Source organism: Paenibacillus aceris, assembly GCF_017874035.1.
Taxonomy (GTDB): domain Bacteria; phylum Bacillota; class Bacilli; order Paenibacillales; family NBRC-103111; genus Paenibacillus_E; species Paenibacillus_E aceris.
The window spans coordinates 1-16,467 of sequence record NZ_JAGGKV010000020.1 but is presented as its reverse complement, the minus strand read 5'-3'; the positions used below and the strand labels follow the sequence as shown (position 1 = coordinate 16,467).

Here is a 16,467-nt window from a genome sequence, read left to right as displayed (position 1 = left end):
AGTTCCCACATTCCTGTCAAAAGGCCGCCGTTTGGATAAATAGTGGCCTGTAGTTCCTCTAAAGCAGCACTGCTGCTTTATTTTACTCTCTCCTGCAACAGCTCCACGAGCTGCTTGCCCGGATCTCTCATCTGCCCGCCAGCAGGACGGTTGCCGCCTGTGCCGCCATTTTTGCCGTCTGCGTTGCCTCCGCGGGCTGCTCCTCCATTGGCGTTAGGCTGTTTCCCGGCGTCCGTGCCGCTAGTACCAGCTGCATCTGGTGAAGCTGAGGCTGAAGGTGAGGCGTTCGGTTTCGCGCCTTTTTGCCCGCCAAAATTTCCGCCGTTACCTCCTCCGCCATTCCCGCCGCCGTTAGCACGATCGGCCATTTTTGCTGCCGAGTCATCGATAAATTTCTTTTGCGCGTCTGTCAGTTTTTCGAGCAGCTTGGTCTTGTTCTCGTCACTGAGCTCAGCTTTGGTCTCGATATCCTGGGCAACAGGCAGCATGACTTGAGCCTGCTCCTTAGTGATTGCAAGTCCTTCAGCCTTGTCCATCATGAGAAGCGTCTGGAATGTACTGAACAGTTGTCTTTGTGCCTGACTCATGGCTGGACGATTCTGACCTTGCTTAGCATCTGCTGTCGCTTGTGCGTTCTGCGCTTGTGGCTGCGCCGTGCTTGCCGCTGCAGGTTGGGAAGAGGTTTGATTTCCGCAACCGCTGAGCAAAGCAGGAATAAGGACGCATAAGCCGGCTATTTGTTTCATTTTCATATGTCTATGTATCACTCCTATCCTTGAACTTCCACCTCATTGTACGACGCAATTATGAAGAAAAAGAGAAGGGAAGCTGAAACCGAGATAAAAGTTAGCTTAAAAATGGCTGAGTGAAACGAGATTGAACTTTAAAACGGGGACATCGTCAATTAATTGATTATCCATAATTTGTAATGGGAGGAAGGAATGAGAAAAAAACAGGTCTTAGAATTCGGTTTACTTGTTACTTGTCTATTATTTTTAGCGGCTTGTGATAAAGAGAAAATTCAAGCGGAAAAAGAAAAGGACAATTCCAGCCAGACACATGTCGTTGTGATAGGATCGGAATTAGAAGGAATTTATCTGGCTAGGGCTGCTGTAGATGAAGGGTTAGCGGTGACTATTCTAGATCCCAGAGAAAAACCAGGAGGACAGCTCATCCAAGGACAGATGCAGTTTCTGGATGAACCGTTCGATGATCAAAATCATTCCTTGCTTCAAGGAAGAGTAAAAGAGCTTTTTAATCGCTATAAAAAAGGTGAGATAAGAAAAGCGAATGAATTTGAACAGTATTTCAACTCACTGATAAAGGGGATACCACTGGAATCTGGCATTTCAATTACTAGCATGAATAGGGTAAAGGATGCAGTTACAGCCACTCAGCAAATTAAGTCGATAACCTACCGGACAAAAGATGGATATGAAAAGACCATCAGTGCTAACTATTGGGTAGAAAATACGGATTTCAATGCTTTAGTAGATGGCCTTGAACTGGAACGTATGCCAGGTATTGAAACTGTATTTGGCGGAGCACAAGAGTACATGGCATCTTCGATCATGATGAAATTTCGCCGTGTTGATTGGGAGAAGTTCCAGAGGGAAACGAATCGGTTAACCAAAAAAGAAATAGAAGATAAATATGGTTCAACGACTACGGTTACAGATAAATTTACGTGGGGCTTTGGAAATGTCGGTGCGGCATTCCCCCCCGACAAGGAAAGCATACGTGCGGCATTAGAGAGAGGAAAGGCGGAAACGATTCGTATCTTGCCACATCTTCGTGAACAATTGGTTGGCTGGGAAAACGCTGAAATTAATGGCTATCCGGATTACTTATACATTCGTGACTATAATCGGTTTCAAACGGAGTATGTTTTGCAGGCATCGGACCTTATGGGAGGGAAAATGTTCTGGGATAACGTAAGTATCGGAGGATACCCCATTGATCTTCAGGGAACAGCAAGTCACACTTGGGGTCAACATAGCGGAGACCCGGACAAATATGGCATGCCATTACGGTCCTTTATTCCCAAAGGGTTTTCAAATGTCATTCTAGCAGGTAAAAACGTAGGCGCCTCTGCTGTCGCCTATGGCAGTGCGCGCATTCAAGCCAACACCTCTCTAGCTGCTGAAGTCATAGGGATACTACTCGGGAACTTAAAAAGAGAGCGGGATTTAAGTAAATTAACACAAAATGAGATGCAAGATATCCATGCATATTTAAAGAATAAGTATGGAATTACACTGAATGGTGTAACCGCTAAGAATAAGACGAGAGATTTGACTGAAGATCAAATACAGCAGCTTAATTTAGGTAAACTATTGCTTCCTTAGTGAATAGGACTACTCTGCAAGCACTAATATCCAAAGTAATAAGTAGCCGAGAAGGGGGACAATCAATATTCCTGTTAAAACAGAAAACCAGATCAGAGGACTTTTGAGATAACCGCTTAGTATTGTTAGAAAGGAAGCAGGTTTGTTATCAAGTGATTGTAAACATTGATGTAGAACGGATTTCGCATAAGTTTCATCGTGATCTTGAAGGCTATCCCAAATTTGACGGTGTATATCCTGTATTTCCCGGAAATTATTACTGTCTTTAAGCAATGGCATGCGCTCACCTCCATAATATTAGACTGGAGTACAAGCGAAAAGTTCCTTTAACTCCCATATTTGAAAAAAAGAAGCTGCTCAGGCAGCTCCCAGATTAAACGTGTTTGGCACGATTCACAGTTAGATTAGGCGTATCGCTTTTCAGTGCGTATTTTCTGTTCAAAAGAAATCCAAATAAGGACGCTAGTGACTGTTGGAACAGCATCCCCAGCACAACAGGAATCGCCACCGGAGGCGGGAAGTACGCCACAGCGAGCACGGCGCCGGCGCTAATATTCCGCATGCCGCTGTTAAAAGTAAGGGCTACAACCACATCTTGTTCCCACTTCATCAGCTTCGCGACGACCCACCCCAGGATGTAGCCTAGCGAAGCAAGGGCTAATACAAAACCAGCCAAACCAAGCAGCTTGGCATTAATATCACGTAAGTATGGGGCGATCACAGAGCTGTTGATAGCGACAACGATGCCCATACATATTTTCGAAAAAGGACCTAGACGGCCGCTCCATTGCTCCTTAATTTTGCCTTGTGTCCATTGATTGAGCAGCATGCCGAGTAATGAGGGCACGACAATCATGAAGAACAGACCTTTCATCATGGCAAGGGAATCCATTTGCACTTTCGTTCCGACCAACGCAGATAGGGTGTATGGGACAACAAAGGGCGAAAGAACAGTGTCCATGAGAATAATCGAGAGCGTGAGCACGATATTTCCGCGATAAATGGCGACCCACACGAAACTGGTTATCCCGGTTGGAATGGCTGCAGCAAGAATGAGGCCCGTGATCGTTAACGGTTCATGACGATAAACAGCGTGCCCGAGCCCAAGTGCAACCAGCGGCATGCCAACATGTAAAATCAGCAGCGTAGCGATGAACGGGAGTGGCTGAACGACAACTTTGACAAATTCTTTGAAGCTGGAGCTAATGCTGCCTGAAAAGGTCATAAAGGCAAACAGCCAAGGCGATAAAAAGGAAAAGCCGGATAAATGACTGCCGAGCAAAACACCGATGAGTACGCTGATAGGTGTGATGAGCGGTAAAATTTTTTCTAATTGACGGTTCAATTGAGGCAGCATCTGGAGGTGTTCATCCTTCCTGAGATTAGATAATATGGGCCGAGGTTTGCATTCTCCCTATTATAAGAGCAATATGGCCGGGTGACTAGGATAAGATGGGGTGGAAAATTTTCTGTTTCCAACCGCTGGATACCGTGCTATGATAATTAACAAATGAATACGAATGTATCCCTAGGGGCGCCGAAAGGCTGAGACAGAGCAATCTGAACCCTTTGAACCTGAACTGGGTCATACCAGCGGAGGAAAGTGGAAACCGGACTTTGGCGCCTCATTTATGCATGTTTATGATGCGGGGAACCTACAACCACTTTTCTTTGGAAAAGTGGTTTTTTTGCGTCTTGGCGCTGAGTGTTGCCATGCGTAACGATACAACGGATCAAGGTAAGGAGGCGGACTTCAAATGTCCGGGAAGGAACTGCATGTCATATCGAATGGCAAGCTGGCATGGAAAGATCTGGCGGAAATTGCGAACCGGATTTACCCCTACGTCACGGCCATACATATTCGGGAAAAAACGAAGCCAATGGATGAAATTTTTTTAGGCGTACAGTATTTGCTGGAACAAGGGGTACCTGCGCAAAGCCTTTGCATTAACGGCTTTCCTTGGATGGCTGCTGCTTCCGGGTTAGGTGGTTTGCACCTCCCGGAAAGCTCTCCGGTGCTCTCAATAATAAGGGAGAGCTACCAAGGCGTGCATCGTACGGGAGTATCCGTACATAGCGTAGAGGAAGCCGTAAAGCGTGAGCGGGAGGGGGCGGATTACGTGCTGTTTGGCCATATTTTTGCAACGAATTCGAAGGCTGGCGCACCGCCGAGGGGTCTTGCACAACTACGGAGAGTGGCAGATCAGGTCACGATTCCTGTGATCGCAATCGGCGGCATGACACCTGAGAAAGTAAGGTCCGTTCTGGAAGCGGGAGCTTCCGGCATAGCGGTCATGAGCGGCATTTGGGAGGCGGCAGACCCTGTGGAAACGGTAAAAGCTTATATCCGTGAATTGCAGCTAGAAGAAACCAGAGGTGTGAGATATGAAGCATACGAGTGACGTTATCATCATTGGCGGAGGCGTGATAGGCGCCTCTATCGCCTATCACTTGGCAAAGCGAGGCCAGTCCGTCACGCTGCTGGAGCGCAGCAGGCTTGGGACGGAGGCCTCGGCTGCCGCAGCCGGCATGCTCGGAGCGCAGTCCGAGATGGAGGACACAGGGCCGCTGTTCCAATGGGCGCGGCAAAGCAGGGCGATGTTCCCCGAGCTGAGCGAGGAACTGAAAAGCCTCACGGGCATCGACATCGGTCTCGTCCGTGAGGGGCTGCTGAACGTCGCGCTCAGCGACGCTCAAGAACAGGAGCTGCGCGCGAGAGAGAAGCTCCAACGCGCAGCGGGCGAAAGAGCGGAATGGCTGAGCGCAGCTGCAGCCGCAGAGCTCGAACCCGCGCTGAGCGAAGCAACGCGCGGAGCTTTGTACCTGCCCGAGGATGGGCAGGTCGAGGCGCCGATGCTGGCGGCGGCGTTTGCGCAGGCAGCGCGGGTGCTGGGGGCGAAGCTGCAGGAATTCGCCCAAGTGCAGGGGCTGCTGACGGAGCGCAACCGCATCATCGGCGTGATGACGAGCGAGGGACCGCTGTACAGCGACCGCGTGGTTGTAGCGGCGGGAACATGGAGCGGCCAACTCATGGCTGGCAGCGGGATCGACCTGCCGGTTTATCCCGTGAAGGGAGAATGCTTCTCGGTTCTCACAGAGAAGCGGGAACTGCAGAAGACCCTGTTCACGCCGGGGTGCTATATCGTCCCCAAAGCGGGAGGCCGGCTGCTCGTCGGCGCGACGGTCGTGCCGAACAGCTACGACCGCAAGGTGTCGCTGGCCGGACTCACAGATCTGATGGCCAGGGCGAAGCAATTGATGCCTGCCATCGGCGAAGCGGAATGGGAGAAAACTTGGTCTGGGCTGCGACCGCAGACGCCCGACGGAATGCCATACATCGGTAAAGTGCCGTTGTTTGAGGGATTATTTGCGGCCTGTGGTCATTATCGCAATGGGATTTTGCTCAGCCCGATCACGGGTAAGGTGATCGCTCAGCTAGTGTCGGGCGAGGACGCGGGCAGCTTGCAGCCGGATTTGGATTCTTTTAGCCCCGATCTGTCGGGAGCGTCTAAGCGGGCGGAAAGCGGGCGACTAAAAGGAGAGGAGCTGCACAGCATTGAAGCTGCACATTAACGGCCAAAGCGTCGATGTTCCGGATACGATCCGGACGATTGAAGATCTGCTCGCGCATTTTGAGCTGCAGGAGAAGATGCTCGTCGTCGAGCATAATCAAAACATTTTACAAAAAGATGACCACGTGAAAACGGAGCTGTCTGAAGGACATAAAATCGAGATTGTTCATTTTGTTGGAGGGGGATAATTAACCATGTTAAAAATCGGTCCATACGAGTTTCGCTCAAGATTATTGCTAGGCACAGGTAAATTCCCGAATTTTGAAATTCAGAAGCAGGCTGTTGATGTGAGCGAATCGCAGATTTTAACGTTTGCGGTGCGGCGGATGAACATTTTTGAGGCAAGCCAGCCGAATTTCTTATCTATGCTGGACGTGTCGAATTTCACGCTGCTGCCGAACACGGCAGGTGCCAAAACAGCGGAAGAAGCGGTGCGCATTGCCAAATTAGCAAAGGCATCCGGGCTTTGCGACATGATTAAAGTGGAAGTCATCGGAGATGAGATGACCCTGCTGCCTGACCCGGTTGAAACATTAAAAGCATCAGAAATGCTGTTGGAAGAGGGCTTCATTGTACTGCCGTATACGTCGGATGATGTGCTTTTGGCTAAACGTCTGCAAGCGCTCGGGGTGCATGCCATTATGCCGGGAGCATCACCGATTGGCACAGGGCAGGGCATTATCAATCCGCTCAATCTGAGCTTCATCATTGAGCAGGCAACGGTGCCAGTCATCGTCGATGCCGGCATTGGCGCTCCTTCGGACGCTGCGCTGGCGATGGAGATGGGGGCGGACGGTGTATTGCTGAACACAGCGGTTTCGGGCGCCAAGGATCCGGTCAAAATGGCTCACGCCATGAAGCTCGCCATCGAGGCGGGACGTGCCGGCTTCGAGGCAGGCCGAATTCCGAAGAAGCGTTATGCTTCGGCGAGCAGCCCGATGGAGGGCTTTAGTCGGGTTTAAGATGTGCCTGAGTCCGTTAGTCTGGGTCCATACATGTTCTTACTATCGAAAGGGGGAGAGAGCGAGATGTCAATTAATAAAGCGCTGACGATTGCGGGTTCGGATAGCGGAGGGGGAGCGGGGATTCAGGCCGATCTGAAGACGTTCCAAGAGTTGGGCGTTTACGGGATGTCGGTAATTACAGCCGTAACTGCTCAGAACACGCTTGGCGTTCAAGGTGTATTTCCGATGAGCGCTCAGGCCGTGGAACAGCAGCTCGCCTCCATCGGGGCGGATTTGCGTCCGGATGCGCTCAAAACGGGAATGTTGTTCTCCTCCGAAATTATCCAAATCGTAGCCGCAGCTATTCGGAGCTACAACTGGGAACGGATCGTCGTCGATCCCGTGATGATCGCTAAGGGCGGCGCATCCTTGCTTCAGCAAGAAGCGATTGATGCCATGCTCCACCATCTACTGCCGCTGGCTGATGTAGTCACGCCGAACATCCCCGAAGCGGAAGCGCTTAGCGGGATCGTCATCACGGATAGCGCGTCGCGTCAGCAAGCTGCGAAACGAATCCACGAGTACGGCTGCCAGCATGTGATGATCAAAGGAGGCCATGAAGCGGATACGGTTTACGCAACGGACCTGCTTTATGACGGGAAGACGTTCACGGAGTTCTCTTCCCGCCGTTTACATACACCGCACACGCATGGTACCGGATGCACGTTTGCTGCGGCTATTGCGTCGGGACTTGCTCAGGGATTGTCTGCTAATGAAGCTTTACGCCTGGCCAAAAATTTCATTCATGCTGCCATCGCTGAACCGCTGTACATTGGAAGCGGCCATGGTCCCACGAACCATTGGGCGTACCAACGGGGAGTCAGGGCGGGCGCGGCGTCATCCGACGTAATCATCGTGAACAATGATGCCTATGCCGGAGGGACGCGATGAATAGCGAGCAATTGCGCAAAGCGCTGCGCTTGTATTTGGTGATGGGCACCCCGAACTGCGGCGGGGTTGACCCTTATGCGGTGCTGGAGGCGGCGATTGCCGGCGGCATCACGATGTTTCAGCTCCGCGAGAAAGGCGCCGGCGCCCTGCAGGGGCAGGCGCTGCTCGAGCTGGGCGCACGGCTGCGCCGCTTGTGCGCGCAGCATGCGATCCCTTTCATCGTCAACGACGATGAAAGGCTCGCTCTAGAGCTGGAGGCCGATGGCATTCACATCGGCCAAGAGGACGCCCCAGCCGCCGCCGTGCGGCAGCGGCTGAAGCATATGATCGTGGGCGTGTCGGCCCACGATCTGGCAGAGGCGCAGTCGGCGCTGGCCGAAGGCGCCGACTACCTGGGCGTAGGCCCCCAATACGCCACGCGCACGAAGCTTGATGCGCGTGAGGTCGGGGGGCCCGCCATGATTGCCCGGATGCGCGAAGGCGGCATCCGGCTGCCTTTGGTCGGCATCGGCGGTATCGATGCCGGGAATGCCGCGCCCGTCATCCGCGCTGGTGCGGATGGCGTTGCGGTTGTGAGCGCGATCGCCGGGGCGCGCTCACCGCGCGAAGCAGCGGCTGAGTTAGTCCGTATGTTATCGATGCGGAGCTAGTTTATTTTGGCTGGGCTAGACCGCATTGGATCAATGCTGCGCTAGCCCGCTTTTTAAGCATGCCGAAATTAATGTACTTCAACTAAAAAAAGGAGGGAAATAACATGACAACAAGCAATAACGTAAGTCCAGTGAAAGACGTTCAAGTATCTACTTTTCCAGGTAGCAAAAAGGTGTACGTGCAAGGCTCCAGAGCGGATATTCAGGTGCCGGTGAGGGAAATCTCCCTCGGAACTTCCACGAATATTCAGGGGGAAGAAGTAGCGAACGAGCCCATACATGTGTATGACACCAGCGGCATTTATACAGATACTGAGAAGCAAACGGATATCCGGCAAGGACTGCCAGCCAATCGGCTGTCATGGATTGAGGAGCGCGGGGACGTTGAAGCGTATGAAGGACGCGAAGTAAAGCCGGAGGATAACGGACTTTCCTCACCGGATGCAAGAGGGGCAGCGGAAGTATTCCCAGCATTAAATCGAAGACCGCTTCGCGCTAAACCGGGCTGTAACGTAACGCAGATGCACTATGCCCGTAAAGGCATCGTAACACCCGAAATGGAGTACATTGCGATTCGCGAGAATCTAGATAGCGAGTTTGTGCGGAAAGAAGTCGCCCTAGGCAGAGCTATTATTCCTTCTAATATTAATCATCCGGAAAGCGAGCCCATGATCATCGGTCGTAACTTCCTGGTGAAAATCAATGCCAACATCGGAAATTCCGCTGTCGCTTCTTCCATTGAGGAAGAGGTTGAAAAAATGACGTGGGCTACCCGTTGGGGCGCAGATACGATCATGGACTTATCGACGGGCAAAAACATACATACAACGCGAGAATGGATCATTCGCAATTCGCCGGTTCCGGTTGGTACGGTGCCTCTGTATCAAGCGCTTGAAAAGGTGAACGGTAAAGCCGAGGACCTCTCTTGGGAAGTATATCGGGATACACTGATTGAGCAAGCAGAACAAGGGGTTAGCTATTTCACGATTCATGCCGGCGTGCTGCTCCGCTATATTCCAATGACCGCTAAACGCGTCACGGGCATCGTTTCCCGCGGTGGATCGATTATGGCCGCTTGGTGCTTGGCGCATCACAAGGAGAACTTCCTTTATACGCATTTTGAAGAAATTTGCGAAATCATGAAAACCTACGATGTCGCCTTCTCCCTCGGCGACGGGCTGCGCCCTGGGTCGATCGCCGATGCGAACGACGAGGCGCAATTCGCCGAATTGGAGACGCTCGGCGAATTGACCAAAATCGCTTGGCGCCATGACGTCCAAGTGATGATTGAAGGGCCGGGTCACGTGCCGATGCACATGATCAAGGAAAACATGGACCGTCAGCTGGAAGTATGCGATGAAGCGCCGTTCTACACGCTGGGGCCGCTGACGACGGACATTGCGCCGGGCTACGACCACATCACCTCCGCCATTGGCGCGGCGATGATCGGCTGGTTCGGCACGGCGATGCTGTGCTATGTGACGCCGAAGGAGCATCTCGGCCTCCCGAACAAGGAGGACGTCCGTGTCGGAGTCGTCACGTACAAGATCGCTGCGCATGCCGCCGATCTCGCTAAAGGGCATCCGGGCGCGCAAATTCGCGACAATGCGCTGTCGAAGGCGCGCTTTGAGTTCCGCTGGCGCGACCAATTCAATCTATCGCTTGATCCGGAACGCGCGATCGAGTATCACGATGAGACGCTGCCGGCAGAAGGCGCGAAAACAGCACACTTTTGCTCCATGTGCGGACCGAAGTTCTGCTCCATGCGAATTACGCAGGATATCCGTCAATATGCACATGCTCAGGGGCTAGATGATGAGGCCGCTGTGAGCAGCGGGATGCAGGAAAAGTCCAAAGAATTCCGTGAAGCGGGAAGCCGGATCTACAGTTAAATATTTATGGGACGTTTCCACCTTTCTTGGTGACAGAAACGTCCCTTTTTGCTACCATAGAGAATAAAGCTTAACTACGGGAACTCGTTAACGCGTTGAATTATGTAAGTGAGGAGGATGATCCATGAACATTGCAGAAACGGCAATTGACATGATTTCCTTTTCGCATTATGATACGGTTAAAAAGATTTGACCGTCGTTTAATTAATCTCGTGAGAGATTAAGAGTTGACCAAGAAACGCTTGTTTACACGGCAAAATTGGTACATTAGAGGGAGGTCGAATCCAGATGAAGCTGCAACCGGTTTATATTATTGAAGAGTTAGAACAATTAAAAACGATAAGTGATCCACTGCGCGCCAAGGTGCTGCTTTATCTTATCGAAAAAGCGTACACCGGCCAACAATTGGCTAAACTGTTAGGAATGGCGCGTGCAAAGGTACATTATCATTTGAATGAGCTGGAAAAGCATAGTTTGATTTCAGTTGTGCGAACAGAACTCAAAAACGGTATCGTACAAAAATTTTACCGCGCCGTCGCGCGTGGCTTTGTGCCTAGCGAAGCGCTGCTCCCCTATGTTTCCGAAGTAGAGAACTACTACCGTGAAACGACGCTTAATGTTCTCGCACGTGCGAGGCTTCGGGCGATTGCCGCACCGGAGGAAGCGTTCCAAATTCCTTCTTCGGACCGAGCGCTATGGCATCGGATGTCCACTCAGTTGGAAGTGAAGATGAGCAAAGAGAAATTTGCGGAGTGGCTGACAAAGTTCCGCGCGTTGATCTTTGAGCTGGATGCTCAGCAAGAGGAGTACGGTGAATGGTTCTATTTAACGACGGTCGGGTTTCAAATCAACGAACCATCTTTTGCGGTGGATGAAGAAGAGGAGAGATAAAGATGCTAGATCCAAGACTGACTAAACTGGCAGATGTGCTTGTGAATTATTCCGTTAAAGCACAGCCTGGAGAAAATATTTTGATCGAAGCTTACGGCATTGATAACGCTCTTGTTAAAGAAATAGTGAAAAAAGTTCACGCAGCAGGCGCTAATCCTTACGTCAATTTGCGAGATCATGCGGTGATCCGCCAGCTTGTGATGAACGGGACAGAAGCTCAAATGCAGACATGGGCGGCTGCGGACGCTTTCCAAATGAAACAAATGCAAGGTTACATAGGTGTGCGCGGCGGAGCTAATATTTACGAGCTGTCAGATATTCCGGCGGACCGGATGAAGCTGTATAACTCTATTTATTATCAACAAGTTCATTTTGATGTTCGTGTGAAAGATACGAGATGGGTCGTTCTGCGTTACCCGACATCTTCAATGGCGCAGCTTGCGAGCATGAGCACGGATGCATTCGAAGAGTTCTACTTCAATGTATGTACGATGGATTACGGCAAAATGTCGAAAGCGATGGATGCATTGAAAGAACTGATGGATCGCACGGATAAAGTGCGTTTGGTCGGTCCTGGAACGGATCTGACGTTCTCGATCAAAGGCATTGGCGGCGTAAAATGCGACGGCGAGCTGAACATTCCGGATGGCGAGGTTTACTCCGCGCCGGTGCGTGATTCGGTGAACGGGATCATTTCCTTCAATACACCGACGCCGCATGACGGCTTTATTTTCGAAAACATCGTGCTTGAGTTTGAAAATGGTAAAATCATTAAAGCGACGGCTAACGATACGGATCGAATCAATGAGATTTTCGATATGGATGAAGGCGCCCGCTATGTGGGAGAATTCGCTATCGGCGTGAATCCGTACATCCAACATCCGATGAAAGATACGCTGTTCGATGAGAAAATCGACGGCAGCTTCCATTTCACGCCAGGCAACTGCTACGACGATGCTTACAATGGCAACAAGTCGTCGCTGCACTGGGATATCGTGAACATCCAACGTCCGGAATACGGCGGCGGCGAAATTTGGTTTGACGATGTGCTGATTCGGAAGGACGGTCTTTTCGTTCTGCCTGAGCTTTTGCAGCTGAACCCGGAGAATTTGAAGTAATAGGTGAGTAGAGGTCCTCTAGATCCTGCATGATTGCAGGGTTGGGGGGCTTTTTTGTTTGCTTGTTTGGGGAACCAATTGATGCGAAAAGTGGTGGCGGGGGTGGGTGAATTGATCGTGCGCGGGCTCAAACAGCACAAACTAACAGCCCCAGTGATTAACTGGGGCTAACAATCAAACCCGCCGCTGCTGCGCCTGGTATTGGCGAGGGGGAAGGCCGACCGCTTTTTTGAAGGTGCGGATGAAGTTGGAATAATCGTTGAAGCCGGCCAACTGGCACGTATCTGTGACGGTAGAGCCCTCTCGGAGCAGCTGCTTCGCTTTGTTAATGCGCTTAAATAAAATATGCTCGTGAATGGTGCTGCCCGTATGTTTTTTGAATAATCGGCAAAGATAGGAGCGATTCATAAAAACAACATGCTCCAACACTTCAAGCGATAGATCCTGATCCAGATTTTCGTCAATATACGTAAAGAGGGAGGACAGTTTATCAGGGATCATGACCTGCTCTTCCTGTTTGCCCTGATTTAGGAATATCCGGTTAATAAACACAAGCAGCTCGGTAAAAGCAGCCACAAACAAAATATCAGATCCCGGCAATGCCTGAGGTCGCGTGTACAGTTCCATGCGCTCGTATATTTTCATGATGTCGTCAATTTGCTGCGGATTCAGACGCATCCGGTTTTGTTCGCCGAACTTGCGGTTATTGAAGCAGTGCAGCAAGTCAAACTGCGAAGAGTTTAAGTTCTCTAGCAGCGCAGGATTAAAATGGATCACGCAGTTTTCATAACGTTGTTTTTTGGATTGAAAATTAGGCCGATGAAGCTCGTTGCTGTGCATGATCAACAGGTCGCCGTACTGTAAGTGATATACCTGCTTTTCGATGAAATAGTGAACGTCTCCGGTTAGGAAAAAATAGATTTCATATTGATCCTGATGCTGATGAAAATCCATCGGACGCGGCTCATTCGTCAAAGTATGCCGGAAATTGATCATGTGATGAAGATTTTGGTATAGATCCTGCATGCGAGGTTCTCCTCTATTAAACTGGAGTCAATATTAGCAAACTTTTGCCCAATTAATGCAATGAATACGTTTTTATTATACTGCAAAATAAAGAAGAGATAAATAAACAAGCTCTTTGACTTCACAATGATGATCGATACTCTAAGGAGGATTCAATATGAAATTGTCTATTTTTACGGTAGCAACACCTGACTTAACCCCTGAGGAACTGGCTAAAGCAGCTTCAGCAGCCGGTATTGAAGGGATTGAATGGCGTTTTAAAGATACTCCTGCGGAAGTGGCAAACGAGAAGCCGTCTTTCTGGAGAAACAACCTTTGCACGATGGATCCGAGTGCTTCCGATGAAGAATTGGAACGTTTCCGACTTATCGCTGTTAACAATAATCTAGTGAATTTAAGTGTTACTCCTTATTTAAATAACTGCGATGTGGAAGAGACAGAGCATGTTTTTAAAGCAGCGAAAAAAGTAGGAGCCTCTTTCATCCGTTGCGGCGTTCCTAATTATGATAAAAGCGTAAACTATAACGATTTGTTTGCAAAAGCTACTGATTATTTGCACCATGTGCAAGAGTTTTCCCAACAGTATGGTATCAAAGCTTTGGCTGAAATCCACCATAATACGATTACACCGAGCGCGGGGCTGTCTCATCGCCTGGTTTCCCAGTTCAATCCAGACCACATCGGCGTTCTGCATGATGCAGGCAACATGGTTCATGAAGGCTTCGAGAACTACCGCATGGGTCTTGAATTGTTAGGACCTTATCTTGCTCACGTACATGTGAAAAATGCGCAATGGGTACCATCTGGTGAAACGCAAGACGGCATTAAGCTTTGGAAAAGCGAGTGGGCACCGATTGACGCGGGTATCGTGAACTGGAAGCATCTGCTTGCAGATTTGAAAGCTGTCGGTTACGACGGTTACCTTGGTATCGAGGATTTCAGCGGCCAATACGGCTCGCAGGAAATGTTGAACAATTTTGCTTCCAAAGTAAAAGAATGGTTGGCTTAAGTTAATAGATTGCAGCCTCACTCGCTTCGGCGGGTGGGGCTTTTTTGCGCATGAACGCAATTGGGCAATAAGCCATATTGACAGTTTGCGAACCCGCATGTGACAATGAGAGAAGGTATAACAAAACAATCTAAAAAGTGAGTGATCGCGATGAGGCATCGGCTGGAGCATGATACCGGACAATCGCATAGAACCCTCTTTTTTAAAAAGGGACCGTATGGAAGAGAACATCTTCCGTACGGTCCCTTTCTTTTGTTAAAGCGAGAAAGGAGTCTGAATAGACATGGCAATGGTATATAAAGAAAAGCAACAACAAGATGACGGTGGAGATATGAAGCCGGTGAAATTAGATGGCGAGCAATTAACGCCGGCTCTGGTAGCGGCGGTTGCTTGCGAGGGAATGCAGGTGGTGCTGGAGGATGAAGCCATGAAGCGAGTAGTGAAGTGCCGCGCTATGGTGGAGGAACTGGTCGCAACAGGGCAAGTGGTTTATGGCGTCACGACAGGCTTCGGGAAGTTCAGCGATGTGCGCATTTCCCCGCAGGACGCTGTACAGCTGCAGCTCAATCTGATTCGCAGCCATGCCTGCGCGGTGGGCAAACCGCTGCCGGAGAGAACGGTGCGGGCGCTGATGCTGCTGCGAGCGAATGCGCTGGCCAAAGGGCACTCCGGCATTCGGCTGGAAACGCTGCAATTGCTGATTGACTGCATCAATAGCGGCGTACATCCGATTGTGCCGGAGCAGGGCTCGCTTGGCGCAAGCGGAGACTTGGCGCCACTGTCTCATTTGGCACTCGTGCTGATGGGCGAGGGCGAGGCGATGTATCAAGGGCAGCACCTGCCGGGCGCCTTAGCACTTGCCAAAGCAGGGCTGAAGCCGATTACGCTTCAAGCCAAAGAAGGGCTTGCCTTAATCAACGGCACGCAGATCATGACCTCCATTGGTACGCTGACGTTCGTCCAAGCGGAACGCCTTGCACGGATCGCCGATGTTATTGCGGCAATGACCGTGGAATGCTTGCGAGGCATCCCGGATGCTTTTGCCGATGAGGTGCAGCGCGTGCGCCCTTATCCGGAGCAGATTGGGGTGGCGAGCAACCTGCGCACACTTCTGCAGGGCAGCAAGCTGACGACGCGCCAGGGTGAACTTCGTGTGCAGGACGCTTATTCCTTGCGCTGCTTGCCGCAGGTTCATGGAGCGACACGCCAAGTTCTTGGTTATGCGGCGGATAAGATCGCCATAGAGATTAATTCAGCGACAGATAATCCCCTGTTATTCGTAGATGAGGGGCTTGTGATTTCCGGTGGTAATTTCCATGGTCAGCCGATGGCGTTTGCGATGGATTTTCTGAAAATCGGCATGAGCGAGCTTGCGAACATCTCGGAGCGCAGGACGGAGAGGCTGGTGAATCCGGCGTTGTCCGGCGGATTGCCCGCTTTCCTGAGCCATAATCCTGGAGTTGGCTCCGGCATGATGATTACGCAGTATGTCAGCGCATCGCTGGTTTCGGAAAATAAAGTGCTTGCCCATCCGTCGAGCGTAGACTCGATCCCTTCCTCGGCGAATCAAGAGGACCATGTGTCGATGGGGACGACAGCAGCGCGCCATGCGGCTCAAGTGATTGAGAACGTGTCGAAAGTGCTGGCCATCGAGCTCATCTGTGCAGCTGAAGCTGCCGAATTTATCGGGGCGGAAGGTCTTGCTCCGGCGACCCGGGCACTGTATGACAAATTGCGGGCTGCCGTTCCACCCGTGATCCAGGATCGCTCAACATCGCGCGAGATTGAGGAAGTAGCTTCCGCCTTGCTGGACGGCGAGTGGCTGCAGGCGGTAGAGGCTGTTGCCGGTTCATTATTTTAGTGATGAATTTTATTTTGGGGCTTGGAGTGAGACGAAACTTACCTCATATGTCATGCTATTGCGCCAGCCTGCGGGGAGGTAGGGGAACTACAGGGCGCTATTTTGCCAACAACGGTTTGACCCCCTAATTCCGGAGAGTTACCAGTGTAAGAAACAGTAACCTTAGAATTACGTTAATTTGCGTTTGTTTCCGCTCGTTTCCTCC

Annotated in this window: 16 protein-coding genes and 1 riboswitch; of the genes, 12 read left to right on the top strand and 4 right to left on the bottom strand. The window is 50.7% G+C overall.

The window, feature by feature from the left end:
* Positions 1–77: 77 nt before the first annotated feature.
* Positions 78–752 (bottom strand): hypothetical protein, encoded by a 675-nt coding sequence (locus J2Z65_RS26855; protein ID WP_167065810.1) that lies wholly within the window; start codon positions 750–752, stop codon positions 78–80.
* Between the two features lie 189 nt (positions 753–941).
* On the opposite strand from J2Z65_RS26855, the gene J2Z65_RS26850 reads away from it, so the two are divergent.
* Entirely contained in the window at positions 942–2,348 is a 1,407-nt protein-coding gene (locus J2Z65_RS26850; RefSeq protein WP_167065807.1) for an FAD-dependent oxidoreductase, read from the top strand.
* 9 nt (positions 2,349–2,357) lie between these two features.
* On the opposite strand, the gene J2Z65_RS26845 is transcribed toward J2Z65_RS26850, so the two are convergent.
* Complete coding sequence (locus J2Z65_RS26845; RefSeq protein ID WP_167065804.1) at positions 2,358–2,627, bottom strand: hypothetical protein; 270 nt, start codon at positions 2,625–2,627, stop codon at positions 2,358–2,360.
* A gap of 94 nt (positions 2,628–2,721) precedes the next feature.
* The gene (locus J2Z65_RS26840) at positions 2,722–3,705 is read right to left on the bottom strand and encodes a bile acid:sodium symporter family protein (protein WP_167065785.1); all 984 of its coding nucleotides are present in this window, start codon (positions 3,703–3,705) and stop codon (positions 2,722–2,724) included.
* A gap of 163 nt (positions 3,706–3,868) precedes the next feature.
* A riboswitch (TPP riboswitch) is annotated at positions 3,869–3,967 on the top strand.
* Between the two features lie 138 nt (positions 3,968–4,105).
* Between J2Z65_RS26840 and J2Z65_RS26835 the strand changes: the two genes are divergently transcribed.
* The 9 genes from J2Z65_RS26835 (at position 4,106) to J2Z65_RS26795 (ending at position 12,366) form a co-directional block, all read left to right on the top strand.
* Positions 4,106–4,750, top strand: coding sequence for a thiamine phosphate synthase (locus J2Z65_RS26835; RefSeq protein ID WP_167065782.1), 645 nt, complete (start codon positions 4,106–4,108; stop codon positions 4,748–4,750).
* Positions 4,734–5,921 (top strand): glycine oxidase ThiO, encoded by a 1,188-nt coding sequence (gene thiO / locus J2Z65_RS26830; protein ID WP_167065779.1) that lies wholly within the window; start codon positions 4,734–4,736, stop codon positions 5,919–5,921. Before J2Z65_RS26835 ends, thiO begins: the two co-directional genes overlap by 17 nt.
* Positions 5,905–6,108 (top strand): sulfur carrier protein ThiS, encoded by a 204-nt coding sequence (gene thiS, locus J2Z65_RS26825; RefSeq protein WP_167065776.1) that lies wholly within the window; start codon positions 5,905–5,907, stop codon positions 6,106–6,108. Before thiO ends, thiS begins: the two co-directional genes overlap by 17 nt.
* Positions 6,109–6,114: 6 nt before the next feature.
* Positions 6,115–6,882, top strand: coding sequence for a thiazole synthase (locus J2Z65_RS26820; RefSeq protein WP_167065773.1), 768 nt, complete (start codon positions 6,115–6,117; stop codon positions 6,880–6,882).
* 66 nt (positions 6,883–6,948) lie between these two features.
* On the top strand, positions 6,949–7,815 hold the full coding sequence (gene thiD / locus J2Z65_RS26815; RefSeq protein ID WP_167065770.1) for a bifunctional hydroxymethylpyrimidine kinase/phosphomethylpyrimidine kinase: 867 nt from the start codon (positions 6,949–6,951) through the stop codon (positions 7,813–7,815).
* The gene (gene thiE / locus J2Z65_RS26810; RefSeq protein WP_167065767.1) at positions 7,812–8,465 is read left to right on the top strand and encodes a thiamine phosphate synthase; all 654 of its coding nucleotides are present in this window, start codon (positions 7,812–7,814) and stop codon (positions 8,463–8,465) included. The genes thiD and thiE overlap by 4 nt, the downstream gene beginning before the upstream one ends.
* A gap of 104 nt (positions 8,466–8,569) precedes the next feature.
* A complete protein-coding gene (gene thiC, locus J2Z65_RS26805; protein ID WP_167065764.1) occupies positions 8,570–10,357 on the top strand; it encodes a phosphomethylpyrimidine synthase ThiC in 1,788 nt (595 codons plus the stop codon).
* 288 nt (positions 10,358–10,645) lie between these two features.
* Positions 10,646–11,248 carry an ArsR/SmtB family transcription factor gene (locus J2Z65_RS26800; protein WP_167065762.1) on the top strand — a complete coding sequence of 201 codons (603 nt, stop codon included), beginning with the start codon at positions 10,646–10,648 and terminating at the stop codon, positions 11,246–11,248.
* Positions 11,249–11,250: 2 nt separating this feature from the next.
* The gene (locus tag J2Z65_RS26795) at positions 11,251–12,366 is read left to right on the top strand and encodes an aminopeptidase (protein ID WP_167065759.1); all 1,116 of its coding nucleotides are present in this window, start codon (positions 11,251–11,253) and stop codon (positions 12,364–12,366) included.
* Positions 12,367–12,540: 174 nt separating this feature from the next.
* Here the strand turns inward: J2Z65_RS26795 and J2Z65_RS26790 are convergent, their stop codons facing one another.
* On the bottom strand, positions 12,541–13,392 hold the full coding sequence (locus J2Z65_RS26790; RefSeq protein ID WP_167065756.1) for an AraC family transcriptional regulator: 852 nt from the start codon (positions 13,390–13,392) through the stop codon (positions 12,541–12,543).
* Positions 13,393–13,549: 157 nt separating this feature from the next.
* Between J2Z65_RS26790 and J2Z65_RS26785 the strand changes: the two genes are divergently transcribed.
* Together J2Z65_RS26785 and hutH are read left to right on the top strand one after the other, a co-directional pair.
* Positions 13,550–14,401 (top strand): sugar phosphate isomerase/epimerase family protein, encoded by an 852-nt coding sequence (locus J2Z65_RS26785; RefSeq protein ID WP_167065753.1) that lies wholly within the window; start codon positions 13,550–13,552, stop codon positions 14,399–14,401.
* 289 nt (positions 14,402–14,690) lie between these two features.
* On the top strand, positions 14,691–16,262 hold the full coding sequence (hutH, locus tag J2Z65_RS26780) for a histidine ammonia-lyase (RefSeq protein ID WP_167066063.1): 1,572 nt from the start codon (positions 14,691–14,693) through the stop codon (positions 16,260–16,262).
* Positions 16,263–16,467 lie beyond the last annotated feature (205 nt).

Bases quoted from the DNA above. Each gene is read 5' to 3' on its own strand.
- J2Z65_RS26855 (WP_167065810.1), bottom strand. From the start codon at position 752: ATGAAAATGAAACAAATAGCCGGCTTATGCGTCCTTATTCCTGCTTTG.
- J2Z65_RS26850 (WP_167065807.1), top strand. From the start codon at position 942: ATGAGAAAAAAACAGGTCTTAGAATTCGGTTTACTTGTTACTTGTCTA.
- J2Z65_RS26845 (WP_167065804.1), bottom strand. From the start codon at position 2,627: ATGCCATTGCTTAAAGACAGTAATAATTTCCGGGAAATACAGGATATA.
- J2Z65_RS26840 (WP_167065785.1), bottom strand. From the start codon at position 3,705: ATGCTGCCTCAATTGAACCGTCAATTAGAAAAAATTTTACCGCTCATC.
- J2Z65_RS26835 (WP_167065782.1), top strand. From the start codon at position 4,106: ATGTCCGGGAAGGAACTGCATGTCATATCGAATGGCAAGCTGGCATGG.
- thiO (WP_167065779.1), top strand. From the start codon at position 4,734: ATGAAGCATACGAGTGACGTTATCATCATTGGCGGAGGCGTGATAGGC.
- J2Z65_RS26820 (WP_167065773.1), top strand. From the start codon at position 6,115: ATGTTAAAAATCGGTCCATACGAGTTTCGCTCAAGATTATTGCTAGGC.
- thiD (WP_167065770.1), top strand. From the start codon at position 6,949: ATGTCAATTAATAAAGCGCTGACGATTGCGGGTTCGGATAGCGGAGGG.
- thiE (WP_167065767.1), top strand. From the start codon at position 7,812: ATGAATAGCGAGCAATTGCGCAAAGCGCTGCGCTTGTATTTGGTGATG.
- thiC (WP_167065764.1), top strand. From the start codon at position 8,570: ATGACAACAAGCAATAACGTAAGTCCAGTGAAAGACGTTCAAGTATCT.
- J2Z65_RS26800 (WP_167065762.1), top strand. From the start codon at position 10,646: ATGAAGCTGCAACCGGTTTATATTATTGAAGAGTTAGAACAATTAAAA.
- J2Z65_RS26795 (WP_167065759.1), top strand. From the start codon at position 11,251: ATGCTAGATCCAAGACTGACTAAACTGGCAGATGTGCTTGTGAATTAT.
- J2Z65_RS26790 (WP_167065756.1), bottom strand. From the start codon at position 13,392: ATGCAGGATCTATACCAAAATCTTCATCACATGATCAATTTCCGGCAT.
- J2Z65_RS26785 (WP_167065753.1), top strand. From the start codon at position 13,550: ATGAAATTGTCTATTTTTACGGTAGCAACACCTGACTTAACCCCTGAG.
- hutH (WP_167066063.1), top strand. From the start codon at position 14,691: ATGGTATATAAAGAAAAGCAACAACAAGATGACGGTGGAGATATGAAG.